Source organism: Bacillus cereus group sp. TH152-1LC, from assembly GCF_027710505.1.
Lineage (GTDB): Bacteria > Bacillota > Bacilli > Bacillales > Bacillaceae_G > Bacillus_A > Bacillus_A mobilis.
Map to the genome: position 1 here is coordinate 79691 of NZ_JAQFNK010000004.1, position 12667 is coordinate 92357.

Here is a 12667-nt window from a genome sequence, read left to right on the forward strand (position 1 = left end):
CTGAAACAATTAGTTCATACGAAATTCACACGAATCTATTACTATAAGAATTGTACATAGTGAACTTATTAACAATCACGTTGATTCATATAGAATCTTACTCGAAAGGAGTTGAAAATATGAAAACTAAATATCGTTTTATGATCTCATCATTTGCTGCTTGCGCTTATATGCTTTGGTATTTAGTATAATAACAACCTCACTTGTAAATAGGAAAAGGTGTGTATATAAATGGAATATAATCAATCAACAGTTAACTACTGGAAAGCTTTTGTACTACCATATACATTTGCTTTAGAAGAGTTAAAAACTAAATTTGAAATTATGAACCGGGAAGCTCAATTTTTAGAGGATTACAACCCGTTTGAACATATAAAAACAAGATTAAAACAACCTGAAAGTATTATTAAAAAGCTTGAACGTAAAAATTTATTACCGACAGTTGACAATGCCCAAACGCATTTACAAGACATCATCGGCATTCGTATTACATGTTGCTTCGTAGAAGATATTTATCATTTAAAAGAAGTCATTCAAAAACGTGAAGATATGGAAATCATAGAGGTAAAAGATTATATCGCTAACCCAAAGGGGAACGGATATAAAAGTTTACACATGATTATTAAATATCCTCTATCACTGAATTCTGGTACAAAAGAAGTCTTTGCAGAAATTCAGTTGCGTACACTCGCAATGGACTTTTGGGCAAGTTTAGAACATAAACTTTATTATAAATATGAAGGGAAAATACCTGAGTATTTAAAAGATGAACTACATGATGCAGCAATGAAGGCTGAAGACCTCGATAACAAAATGGCAACAATCCGCCAAGATATTGATGATATCGAAGCATGCTCAAATCAAATTATGTTACCATTATAAAAAAAGGTTCTCCCCAATGAGAACCTTTTTTATTTCGCTATTTACAGGCAGGAAGACTCCCTGATTAAAGTTTCAATTTATTTCTTCCCTATCGTGCGAACCTCTTCAATTTTCCATCCATCCTCTTCTTTTCCAAGTGCATACTGTACTTTCTTCTGAAGAGTGATCGCTCCCTCTATTTCTTTTTCATTTGTCTCAACAACAACATACCCTGCTTTACTAGCTTTCATGTCTATATGTTCCAATTCAATTTTCTTATTTCCCTTTTGAAACGCTGCTTCTTTTTGTATTTTTAAGTCTTCAGCACTAGGCATCTTCTTTGAGAATAAATCCATATGTTCAGCAAGATTTTTTCCATTTGTCGTCCGTACAAATTTCTCCATCACATCTTGAATCGATTTCTCTTCTTCTTTCGTTATTTGTACCTTTTTCTCAGTTTTTGTAGTAGTAGATTTTTGTTCTATATGATTCTCCTTCGGTTGACATCCCACTAGCAATAATACCCCTATTAGAAGAGATCCTATCCCTCTGAAAAAAGAACTCATTTTCCCATCTCCTAAAAGAAAAGTGAGGCATTTTGCCTCACTTTCATTTATAATTAGCGTCTTCCTTTATTCGGATCGCCACCGCCAACAATATCAAAGACACGTTTAGCGATATTTGTATTCTCTTGAACGCCAGAGAACAAGTATTTACCAGGGCCAAATGCATATACGTTTACATCTTCCCCTGTATGTCCACCTGTTGTCCATCCTGTAACCGAACGCTTATTGAAAATATCCTCAATTGCGTTATCAATCTTTGTTACATCTTTTGAAGGAGCAATATCATTTACCGCTTTAATTTCTTCCGGTGTTAATTGTAAATCAATATATTTTTTCAATGTTTCTTCTACATTTGCACCTTTTGCAATTTCATTTGCCATGAAGTCTGGTGTGCGTTTTGCAGCTTTAATTGGATCTACTTTAAAGTTATACTCGCCGTTCGCACCTAAAGATAATCCGCCAGTAGCGTGGTCTGCCGTTGCAACGACTAACGTATTTTTATCTTTTTTCGCAAACTCAATCGCTGCTTTAAATGCTTTTTCAAAGTCTTCCATTTCACTCATTGCACCAACGATATCATTATCGTGTCCAGCCCAGTCGATTTGACTTCCTTCAACCATTAAGAAGAAACCATTTTTATTTTTGTTCAAACGTTCAATTGCTGCATTTGTCATTTCTTCTAATGAAGGTGTTTTATCGGTACGGTCAATCATTTTATCTAAACCGCCTGGCGCAAATAAACCTAGAATTTGATCATTTTTATCATTTAACAATTGATTACGATCAGTTACATAGCTATAACCAGATTTCTTAAATTCTTCTGTAAGATTACGATCTTTTCTAACAAAGTTATTTACTCCGCCGCCAAGCATAACGTCTACTTTATGCTTCCCTTTAATTTTTTCATCAAAATAATCATTTGCAATTGCGTCCATATTTTTACGACTAATATCATGCGCACCGAAAGCAGCTGGTGTTGCATGTGTAATTTCAGAAGTAGCAACTAGTCCTGTTGATTTCCCTTTTTCTTTCGCTTGTTCAAGAACAGTTTTCACTTCTGCTTTATCATTATCAACTGCAATTGCCGCATTATATGTTTTAATTCCTGCTGACATAGCAGTTGCTGCAGATGCAGAGTCTGTAATATTTTCATGTTCATCTTCCGGATATGTTTTTTGCGTTCCTACAAGATACTTATCAAATTCTGTAGATTCCATCTCAAATGTTTTTGGATTATCTTTCATATAACGGTGAGCCGTCATATATGAAGGTCCCATACCATCCCCAATTAATACGATGACATTTTTAATCTTTGCATTGCTTCCGCTCTCATCCGCATTAACCTCACTAGAACGAGTAAAATTCCATGTTGCTACCGAAGTAACAGCTAACGATGCCACAACTGCAAATGGCCATGCTTTTTTCACAAACTTTTTCACTATATTGTCCCCCTAATTAGGTTATTCATTTCCCACTATCAAATTTAATAGAAGACTATTAAGAGAAAATTAGTTATATGTAAATTTTTGTTAACTTATGTAAATATCAGTTATAATTTGTATAAGTTTGTCTGTTCATATCAACCTTCTTCCCCTTTACAATTAAAATATAAACAGGTTGGATTTCATTTAACGTAAATCTCTTATTTAACATTTTTAATCTACTTTTATGAAAATTAATAGAAATGTGGGGAGTATTTATGAAAACAATAAAGCTAGATGAATCTTTTATTTTTGATTTACTCGACCTTTGTAAAGCTATTGGATGGTTACAAGATAAAGCATTTATGAAAAAACAATTCGAAATGTATCTTTCTCTCGGCACAATTATCGGTTATATACATGAAAATAAACTGGTTGCAGCTGGAGGAATATTTCCTTTTAAAAGTAGTTTTTCTACTATTGGCATGTTAATCGTCCATCCTAATTTTCAAGGCCAAGGCATCGGACGTATGTTGCTTAATCGCTGCTTAGAACGCACCTACCCAAAGCAACCAATTACACTTATTGCAACAAAAGCTGGCGAGCCTCTTTATACATCGTGCGGATTTCAAACAGTAACGACGATTCATCGTTTTGAAAAACAAACGACTAAAACACATATTGCTCATACACAACAAGTGAAAGAACCAGACCTTATATCACTTATTTCTCTCGATCAAATTACAACCGGTGCTAATCGTTCTTTACTTTATTCATTACTCTTCCCGAGAGCGAGCCACTCTTTTAAAATTGAGAGAAATAACCGTATAGAAGCTTTTTCCTTATGTGTACAAAAAGGTAATATATTATGCGTCAATCCACTTATCGCAAAGCAAGAGAAGGATGCTATTCAATTATTTAAGAGAATCTGTGAATGTTGGAATGGCACAGTAAGGATTGATGTCCCACATTCACAATTTTCATTTCGTAAATTTCTTCAAACAGAAAATTTCCAAGAAACGCTCCTTTCACCTCTTATGATAAAAAATGGGAGCCAACTTCCTGGAAATCGTAATATGCTATTTGCTATGATAGATACAGCGTTATGTTAGAAAGGGGACACCTCATTGAAGCGATTTAGCTATTTTATGGTAGGTTGTCTTACTCTTACACTATTAGTAGGATGTAGTGCAGCAGAAAAACCAGTAGAACAAGTAAAGCAAGTTAAAAATACACTTACAGCGAAACTAGCTACCGAGGAAAAAATGGTAGAAATAGATGGGCAAACCATTTACTTTAAAAAAATTGGTAATGAAAAGCCACCTTTACTTATGATCCATGGATTTGGAGGATCGTCAGATGGTTTTCAAAAGATTTACTCAGACTTAGCAAAAGAGCATACAATTATTTCTGTAGATGCTTTAGGCTTCGGGCGCTCATCTAAGCCGATGGATTTTTATTATTCTTTCCCAACTCATGCAAATTTGTATTATAAATTAATGAAAAAACTAGGTTATGATTCGTTCGCGATACTAGGACACTCAATGGGCGGAGAAATTTCTCTTAATTTAACATATTTATATCCTGAAGCCGTGACCCACCTTATTTTAACTGATGCTACAGGCGGTCCTCATACATTCGTTAATAAACAAGGCTCACCAAAACCACAGTTGTCGACTGATTTAAATACCGTTTCTGCTGTTGCAGATTTTGATGAAAGTAAAGTGAAATTTAAACGTAATGATGAAGAGCATTACAATAAAATGAAATTATGGCCTAGACGTCTTCAAATCAATGCAAATGAAATGAAACAACCAACCTTAATTATATGGGGAAGAAATGATAGTAGTGTTTCTTGGAAAGAAGGAGAAACATATCATCAATTCTTAAAAAATAGTACTTTCCATATTATCGAAAAAGGTTATCATGCACCATTTCGTCAAGAGCCACAAGAATTTGTAGGCTATGTAAAAGAATTCTTTAAGAACAATCCAATCAAAGTTGAAAAATAACATAAGCGGGTATCTCATTTTGAGATACCCGCTTTCATATATTAAGCAGCTTGCTTTTGGCGTTTTTGAGTTTTTGATCCTAATACTTTCGGAATAACGAAACCATCTATTCCAAATTTACCAGCATTCATACCAGAAACTAGAACGAACATTGATAGAATAACCATTTCAGGGTTCACACCAATTGACCCACTAAGCATATAGGAAAAGTTCATTACAAGACCGAAAAAGACCGCTGTTTTTGTTAAACAGCCTACAATTAAACCAATTCCAACTAAAATTTCTCCCCACGTTACAAGTGTATTAAATAGATCAACGTTTGGAATTGCAAAATCTTGTAAAAATGATGCCCACCAAGATTGAACAGCCGGTTGTGCTCCTTTAGATTTTTCAATTGCACCTTGCAAATAACCAGTTGCATCGAATCCTTTTCCTTGTAGTTTACCGATTCCAGCCATTAACCATGTGTAGCCAAGATACACTCGAATTACTGCTAACACAAAAGAAACTGCTTTGTTTTCTCTTAAAAATTGAATAACCATATCTTCCTCCTAAAGTTGTAATTAAGCCAGTTACAGATAATATAATAACATTAGTTACTTATTTTATAAAGGTTAATTATGAATAATTCGTGACATGTGTATGAAACATCAAAAACTAATGTTTATATAGTAACTTTTATTACCTGTAAAAACTTGAACATATCATACCATAAGTGATAATGGTTTTCATTGAAGAAAATGTAAAAAAATGTGAGTTAAATGTGAAACGCATTTATTCGAATATAGAATAAATGCGCTTTCACTATTTATAGAATTGAAACATACTTGTCTCCTCATCGATTAATTTCGCCTCTTGAAAAGCATCTTCTAACGTTTTTTCATGGCTAATAAGCCCATAAAATAAGCGTATTGTAAACATAAGTGCTGCATTCCCATCTACATAATCTACCGATCCAATATACGATTTCGCCCCACTACGTAAAAAAGATTCTGCTAGTTTTCGCTCCCCTAACGTACACCCGCTATTTACAATATGTGTATTATGCAATTTTGCATATTTATAAATTTCTGCTGCACCAAAGTATCCCCTTGGTTCATCTTGTTCATATATATCTTCACCTAACTCTTCCATAACAAACTTTCCTTCCTCACCATGAAAGCAAAAGACGACATAATCGATATCATTATATAAACCCTTTCCAGAAAGAATATCGATGAACTCTTTCGGTCTACCAATCCAGTATGTTATAACTTTTGCCCCAAAATATTCAAGCGATGCCCGGATTGATTGCGCCTCTAAATCAGAGTTAAAACCAACTACTATTGCAACATTCAACATACACCATCCATCCTATCATTAGATCTCATCAATCAAACTTTTATGGGATACCTCCATTTCATATATACCTGTTTCTTTCAAAAAGTCTGATCTAGTTAAAACGACCTTCTGCAAATATTGCCTATACGCAGTAATTGTCCCGTCGTGAGATACGATACAAATTCTTTCCGCACCTAGCCTATAACACCAAAGAAGAAATTCATCTACTATTTGCTGAAAGCTATGTTCTGAAATAATATTTATACCTTCCGTCCATAATTGTTGATTTGTGCTTTTCTCTATCGAAAAATGTGGAAATAAATTTGTTATTATTCCCTGATCTACTATGTGATCACATGGTAATGTTTTCGCTCCTTCTCGATAAGGAAAAATACGTGGGGATACAGATGGATGAACAATTTTTTGACAAGCTACTTTCGCACTCCATATTGTCGCCGTTTGTAAAGTTCTAATTGTAGGACTGACAACTAATATATCCGTTTCTTGCAATGGCACATTGCATTGAAGTAATTTAGCCTGATTCCTTCCTTCATCCGTTAATGATGGATGCAATACTTGTAAAGTTGACGGCAAATCTTTTGTATGTTCACCTTCTCCATGCCGAACAAAAACGAGTTTCATATCGATCCTCCTCTCTCTATGAAATCCTTCAACATAATTCCTTCCCTATTTCATCCATTATTCCTGCTATATGAAAAACTAATATGTAAAATACTTTTTACAAGAGAAAGGGGAATCACAAATATGGAATGGCTAACGATTATATGGGGATATATAAACGGATTTTTCAGTAGTGATAAAACTGCTAATCCTTGGATTACAGATGATGCGCGGGAAACAAAAATTAAGCAGAAAGCAATTATTGCAAGCTGGTCTGGTGTTTTTATGTTTTGTACCATTAACCTCTTAAACAAATGGTTAGGTATAGGAACGAGCAATACCTCCCCTTACTTACCATCTTCTGTCTCAACTATTTTAAAAGAAAATGTAGAGTTACAAATTTTGTTTATGCTATTTATTACGTATGGCATATTTTATATATACTATCGAAGATAACTAAGTGCTTAACTTTTATCTCATGATTATCCTCCTAAATGGTTATAGTAATTAGGACGAAATGAAAGGAGCGATATAAAAATGAGTAACTCGAATGATTTTTTAGATACACTGCATGAAAAACAAGCAAAAGATGAGCAAAACAGAAAGCGTCAGGGAAACGGGAACCCAGCGAAAAAAAAACCAAATAAAATACATAAATAACAATAAAAAACGTGCCTAAAATTATCTTTTAGGCACGTTTTTTTATTCTACTTTCACCGAAATAACATTTTCCCAATTCCATTTCTCATAATACCACTCTGGTACATCTATATTTTCAATCCACTTCTTTTCCTGTTTCCCATCACTATTTGAAAGCCATACATTGGCTTTCTCACGGTCTGAACGTATCCATATTAATCGATTGCTCTTCTTCATAAAAATCGGATGATAATCGCCTTGCTTATGAGGTGGCTTTGTGATTTGATGTTGTTCGTCGCTTATACGATTGATCTCATTTAAAGATGGCAGTGGCCTTTTTTCTGGCGGAGTTTCTATCCCTGCCTCTTTTGCCCGTGAAACGATAATTACTTTATCATTCTTCCATGCAAAATCCCAATCGACATATCCTTTCGGCGTAAATGTGTTCTGCTGAAGTGCCGGCAATTCTTTTACTTTTAAATGTTTATTCTCTAACGCAACTCTCCCGCTTCCTTCAATATAAGCTAATATATTCTGAAATGGTGCCCATTTGAACCATTGTGTGTTTAATAACATTTGATCTACCTTTTCAAATCGACTTCCATCTGCTCGAACTAAGCAAAGCGTATTGCTATCAGCTGACCATGAAGCTGTCGGTACCGCTAAAAATGAAATCCACTTTCGATCTGGTGACCACTCAAACCCGCTTGCAACTAGCGCTAGAAAATCATCATGTTCATTTGGTAATGCATATAAATGTTTCATTTTATGGGGATTCATATGTGCATCTTGTTGCACTTCATATAGCTGAGCTCCTGTCCATCCTGTTGGAAGTAAGTGTGCTTCAGAAGATACAAGAAACTTCTTTCCATCAGGGTACCATGCATAATCGCCTACACCAGCTGATACATTTTCAAAATCTGCATTCTTTTTTTGGACATCAAATGTATTTAATGTATTCGCAAATACAAATGCAATTATATTCTCTTTCGGTGACCATTGATAATTTGATACTTCAGATTGCAATGGCCTAACTTTTTTTCCATCTTCCATTCGGTACAATTCCAAGATGTTTTGCTTCTTTCCTTTAGCATAAGATATCCATTCTCCATCATGAGACCATTTTGGCCCTGTTATGTACTCACCCTTTGTTATTTGTTTTTCTTTTCCATCAATTTTAACCCAAAGGTCATGATGACGAATGAAAGCAACTTTCATCCCATTATGTTCCGCACTAGTGCTAAAAATTGAAGATATAAAAATGAATAAACCCACACTACTACTCACGATAATTTTTTTCATACGTTCCTCCATTTTTCTTATAGCATTCCTCATATTCCGCTTACTATATGCGAATTTCACTCCAGATTCATTGCACAATTGTTGTGGATTTATGCCCAGTAAGGGTGGGCCTCTCCACGCTGAATATTATGCATTCGACATAATCCCAAAAAATTTCCCAAGAAATTTTTAATTCAAAGAGGATTGGTATGAATTATGTCGAAAGTATAGTTTAGCCAACATTCGGTTTTATTTTTCACAACAAAAATGTAAGATAATTTTTCGGAATATTGGCACTTTTTATTAGGGGGAGTTTCAATGAAAAAAACTACATCTGCACTATTAAGTATGGCGCTTGTCTTTTCTAGCTTTGGAGCTTTAAGCGCGCATGCTGAATCGCTGCAAAAGGAGAAACAATTTAGTCCACAGTTAAAAGCCAATATTGAGCAATGGGGAGAAAACAAAATCGCGCAAAATGTTGAAACAAAAACATCAAAAGAAATTTCAGTCATTGTAGAATTGCAACATGCTCCGCTCGCTTCACAAAGTAACATTCAGCATGCTCCAGATTTAAAAAATGGAAATGTGCAATCATACCATGCACAACTAAAAAAGGCACAAGAGGATACAACAAAGAAAATTAAAGAAAAAGCACCCAAAGCAAAGATAAAAGAAACGTATAGTACGTTATTTTCTGGATTCTCTATTTCTATTCCAGGAGACCAAGTTGCTGCTTTAGCTTCTTTACCTGAAGTAAAAGCTGTTTATCCGAACTTAACATATAAATTGCATGAAACAGCAAAAAGCGCTACTAAAGAAGAAGCGCCAAATATCGGCGGACCGACAATCGGTGCACCTGAAGCATGGAATTTAAAAGATCCATCTGGCAAACCGCTTGATGGAAAAGGTATGAAAGTCGCTATTATTGATTCTGGTGTAGACTATACGCATCCTGACTTACAAGCAAATTATATCGGTGGCTATGATGCAGTCGATGAAGATAATGATCCGATGGATGGGAACGTACACGGTACTCATGTAGCTGGCATTATTGCTGGTAACGGAAAAATTAAAGGCGTTGCTCCAAATGCGTCTATTCTAGCCTATCGTGTAATGAATGATAGCGGTACTGGTACGACCGAAGATATTCTTCAAGGTATTGAGCGCGCTATTCAAGATGGCGCTGACGTTTTAAATCTATCTCTCGGTCAAGATTTGAATGTCCCTGATCAACCTGTAACAATGACGTTAGAACGTGCAGCAAAACTTGGTGTTACTGCAGTCGTTTCAAATGGAAATGATGGACCAAAGCCTTGGTCTGTTGATGCTCCTGGTAACGCAAGTAGCGTTATCTCTGTTGGTGCATCTACTGTTTCTATTCCATTTCCAACATTCCAAGTAGCTGGTTCTAATAAATCTTATCAAGGATTACCGTTATCAAAAGCGGACTTCCAAGTAGGAAACGATGCTCAGCTTGTCTATGTTGGCTACGGTAATTCAAGCGATTACGCTAAACAAGATGTGAAAGGTAAGTTCTCTCTTGTTTTACAAGGAACTTCGAGCACGTTAGTAAAGGCAGAACAAGCAAAACAAGCTGGTGCTCTCGGCGTGCTATTGATTTCTAACGAAAAAGAAATTAATATTATGCCCGAATATTTTGGACGTGAAGATATAGCTCTTCCAGTTATGCAACTATCAAATACAAATGGCGAAGAGTTGAAAAATTTAATTACAAAACGAAAGAAAAATATAAAGATTGGACAACCAAATAAAAACGAACTGATTGGTAACTTTAGTTCAAGAGGACCATCACAAGGTAGTTGGCTCATAAAACCTGATATTGTTGCACCTGGCGTCCAAATTACTAGTACGGTACCAAAGGTGGGCTATGAATCTCACAACGGAACAAGTATGGCTGCGCCACAAGTAGCAGGAGCCGTTGCCTTACTACGTCAAATGCATCCTGATTGGACGACAGAACAAGTGAAATCTGCTCTTGCCAACACTGCAAAAACATTAAAGGATGTCAATGAAAATACATATCCTGTCATGGCGCAAGGATCAGGTTTAATTAACATTCCAAAAGCAGCTCAAACGGATGCGTTAGTGAAACCGAACAACGTAAGCTTCGGTCTTATTAAACCGAATAGCGGCAAACTGAAACTAACACAAAATATTACGTTAGAAAATCTTTCTAACAAAAAGAAAAACTTTTCAACTCGTATTGAATTATTAGATACAAAAACAAAAATCCAGACTTCTTTCCCTTCTTCTATTAGTATAAAACCGAATAGTAATATTGAAAAACCTTTTACTATTACTGTAGATAGCTCCTTACCACAAGGCGTATATACAGGGAATCTATATGTAAAAGAGCAAGGGAAAACGGAAGAGATGCGTATTCCATTTACATTTAGCATCGATCCGAAAGAATACAAACGTATCGATGGCCTTGAAATCGTTAATTCTACTTTCAGTCCAAATAATGACAACATACTAGATGACAACCTAATCAATTACTATTTAGTTACACCAGTTGAAGATATAGCGTTTCATGCCAATTTAATTACGAAAGACCGTGTGACATATCAAGGCACGGTATATCAAGGTAAAAACGAAACACCAGGTTATAAATCTTTCAAATGGAATGGTACAAGAACTGACGGATCTCCGTTGCCTGATGGCTTATACCAAATCGAAGCTGTTGCTTCTAACTCTGGTGGAGAAACAAAGCAAACAGGAGCTGTGTTTGTTGACCGAACAGCACCTAAGTTAACGCACGAAGTTGATCAAGAAAACCTCATAATTAGAGGAAAAGTTGACGATATTCTACTAGATTGGATGACAGAATCCGGTTGGATTGCACCTGGTATTCCAGTGAGAATGCAATATGAGATTAACGGAAATGGTGTATGGGAGAGTGCATTCCTAAACACTTGGGAGAAACACTACGAAATTTATTTCGATCGTAATCAATTACAACAAGGAAAGAATACAATTCATATTGTTGCAACAGATGCAGCTGGAAATACAACTAATTTAAATGTTGATTTAGAAGTAAAATAAAGTGAAACTTTAATCAGTGGAGATTTCATTCATCCCCACTGATTATTAGCCTTCACCAATCGGGGTTCACGAGTAGTTAGTCTCCCATCTAACTTCTTTACTCCCACCGAATTTTGAGGTAGGAGTTTTACCGCTCATTAACATGGGATAAAAAAATTTTATTGACAATTTTTTTAATATAGTTTTATAATACAAAACATAGTTTAGTTGAACGAATTATATATCGGCTTTGAAGGAATACTAGTAGCGACTTATATCACTGTCTCAGAGAACTGATGGTTGGTGCGAATCAGTACATATACAAGCGTGAATTACAATTCTGGAGCTTCTTTCCCGTAATGCTTTTTATGCATGAAGAGAAAGACGGATCTTTCCGTTATCGTAAAGTGAGTGGTAAACAATTAGTTGTTTACAAATAGGGTGGTACCGCGATTTTTATCGTCCCTATCGGATTTTCCGATAGGGACTTTTTTGCGTCCAACCTCTTACACAATTTCATATATACGCGTTGAAAGAATCGCAGTAGTATCTTATATCCCTGTTACAGAGAGCTAATGGTCGGTGGAAATTAGCACATATATAAGTATGAATTACAATTCTGGAGCTTCTTTTTCGTAGTGCTTTTATGCATGAAGGAAAAGACGGAATTTTTCCGTTATCATTAATTGAGATGTAAGTATATTTTCACTTACAAATAGGGTGGTACCGCGATTCTTTCGCCCCTATCGGATTTTCCGATAGGGGCTTTTTCTATTTCTCACAGAAACAGATGTTAAATAATTCCGAATCTTATGATAAAATTTTATAAGCGCTTACAAAAATGAAAGGAGGTGATACACAAGCTATACGAAATCGATATTCAATTTTATTGAAAAAAAAG

At 35.3% G+C, this 12667-nt stretch carries 12 protein-coding genes and 2 other annotated features; of the genes, 6 read left to right on the forward strand and 6 right to left on the reverse strand.

What is annotated here, in order from left to right; translation table 11 throughout:
* Nucleotides 1–231: 231 nt before the first annotated feature.
* Nucleotides 232–882: a GTP pyrophosphokinase gene (locus tag PDL00_RS12530; protein WP_097818229.1), complete on the forward strand. Its 651-nt coding sequence runs from the start codon at nt 232–234 to the stop codon at nt 880–882.
* Between the two features lie 77 nt (nt 883–959).
* On the opposite strand, the gene PDL00_RS12535 is transcribed toward PDL00_RS12530, so the two are convergent.
* Together PDL00_RS12535 and PDL00_RS12540 are read right to left on the reverse strand one after the other, a co-directional pair.
* Nucleotides 960–1427 carry a hypothetical protein gene (locus PDL00_RS12535; protein ID WP_270729302.1) on the reverse strand — a complete coding sequence of 156 codons (468 nt, stop codon included), beginning with the start codon at nt 1425–1427 and terminating at the stop codon, nt 960–962.
* Nucleotides 1428–1480: 53 nt separating this feature from the next.
* Entirely contained in the window at nt 1481–2866 is a 1386-nt protein-coding gene (locus tag PDL00_RS12540) for an alkaline phosphatase (RefSeq protein WP_270729304.1), read from the reverse strand.
* Nucleotides 2867–3126: 260 nt separating this feature from the next.
* Here PDL00_RS12540 and PDL00_RS12545 point away from each other — a divergent pair, with 260 nt between their 5' ends.
* Nucleotides 3127–3960, forward strand: coding sequence for a GNAT family N-acetyltransferase (locus tag PDL00_RS12545; RefSeq protein ID WP_270729306.1), 834 nt, complete (start codon nt 3127–3129; stop codon nt 3958–3960).
* A gap of 15 nt (nt 3961–3975) precedes the next feature.
* Nucleotides 3976–4860, forward strand: a complete 885-nt coding sequence (locus PDL00_RS12550; RefSeq protein ID WP_270729308.1) for an alpha/beta fold hydrolase — start codon at nt 3976–3978, stop codon at nt 4858–4860.
* Between the two features lie 41 nt (nt 4861–4901).
* Here PDL00_RS12550 and PDL00_RS12555 read toward each other — a convergent pair whose 3' ends face one another.
* From PDL00_RS12555 to PDL00_RS12565, 3 genes are all read right to left on the reverse strand, one after another.
* On the reverse strand, nt 4902–5402 hold the full coding sequence (locus PDL00_RS12555) for a DoxX family protein (protein ID WP_000236605.1): 501 nt from the start codon (nt 5400–5402) through the stop codon (nt 4902–4904).
* A gap of 262 nt (nt 5403–5664) precedes the next feature.
* Nucleotides 5665–6201, reverse strand: a complete 537-nt coding sequence (locus PDL00_RS12560; RefSeq protein WP_270729310.1) for a delta-aminolevulinic acid dehydratase — start codon at nt 6199–6201, stop codon at nt 5665–5667.
* An 18-nt stretch (nt 6202–6219) separates the two neighbouring features.
* On the reverse strand, nt 6220–6822 hold the full coding sequence (locus tag PDL00_RS12565) for a histidine phosphatase family protein (protein ID WP_270729312.1): 603 nt from the start codon (nt 6820–6822) through the stop codon (nt 6220–6222).
* Nucleotides 6823–6945: 123 nt separating this feature from the next.
* Here PDL00_RS12565 and PDL00_RS12570 point away from each other — a divergent pair, with 123 nt between their 5' ends.
* Nucleotides 6946–7257: a phosphoglycerate mutase gene (locus PDL00_RS12570; protein WP_270729314.1), complete on the forward strand. Its 312-nt coding sequence runs from the start codon at nt 6946–6948 to the stop codon at nt 7255–7257.
* Between the two features lie 81 nt (nt 7258–7338).
* Nucleotides 7339–7461, forward strand: coding sequence for a DUF4023 domain-containing protein (locus tag PDL00_RS12575; RefSeq protein WP_270729317.1), 123 nt, complete (start codon nt 7339–7341; stop codon nt 7459–7461).
* 42 nt (nt 7462–7503) lie between these two features.
* On the opposite strand, the gene PDL00_RS12580 is transcribed toward PDL00_RS12575, so the two are convergent.
* Nucleotides 7504–8742: a TolB family protein gene (locus tag PDL00_RS12580; RefSeq protein WP_270729319.1), complete on the reverse strand. Its 1239-nt coding sequence runs from the start codon at nt 8740–8742 to the stop codon at nt 7504–7506.
* Between the two features lie 297 nt (nt 8743–9039).
* Between PDL00_RS12580 and PDL00_RS12585 the strand changes: the two genes are divergently transcribed.
* Nucleotides 9040–11787, forward strand: a complete 2748-nt coding sequence (locus PDL00_RS12585) for a S8 family serine peptidase (protein ID WP_270729321.1) — start codon at nt 9040–9042, stop codon at nt 11785–11787.
* Between the two features lie 220 nt (nt 11788–12007).
* Nucleotides 12008–12236, forward strand: a binding site (T-box leader).
* 50 nt (nt 12237–12286) lie between these two features.
* Nucleotides 12287–12514: a binding site (T-box leader), on the forward strand.
* Nucleotides 12515–12667: the final 153 nt, after the last annotated feature.

Coding starts and splice junctions, on each gene's coding strand:
- PDL00_RS12530 (WP_097818229.1), top strand. CDS start 232: ATGGAATATAATCAATCAACAGTTAACTACTGGAAAGCTTTTGTACTA.
- PDL00_RS12535 (WP_270729302.1), bottom strand. CDS start 1,427: ATGAGTTCTTTTTTCAGAGGGATAGGATCTCTTCTAATAGGGGTATTA.
- PDL00_RS12545 (WP_270729306.1), top strand. CDS start 3,127: ATGAAAACAATAAAGCTAGATGAATCTTTTATTTTTGATTTACTCGAC.
- PDL00_RS12555 (WP_000236605.1), bottom strand. CDS start 5,402: ATGGTTATTCAATTTTTAAGAGAAAACAAAGCAGTTTCTTTTGTGTTA.
- PDL00_RS12560 (WP_270729310.1), bottom strand. CDS start 6,201: ATGTTGAATGTTGCAATAGTAGTTGGTTTTAACTCTGATTTAGAGGCG.
- PDL00_RS12565 (WP_270729312.1), bottom strand. CDS start 6,822: ATGAAACTCGTTTTTGTTCGGCATGGAGAAGGTGAACATACAAAAGAT.
- PDL00_RS12570 (WP_270729314.1), top strand. CDS start 6,946: ATGGAATGGCTAACGATTATATGGGGATATATAAACGGATTTTTCAGT.
- PDL00_RS12575 (WP_270729317.1), top strand. CDS start 7,339: ATGAGTAACTCGAATGATTTTTTAGATACACTGCATGAAAAACAAGCA.
- PDL00_RS12580 (WP_270729319.1), bottom strand. CDS start 8,742: ATGAAAAAAATTATCGTGAGTAGTAGTGTGGGTTTATTCATTTTTATA.
- PDL00_RS12585 (WP_270729321.1), top strand. CDS start 9,040: ATGAAAAAAACTACATCTGCACTATTAAGTATGGCGCTTGTCTTTTCT.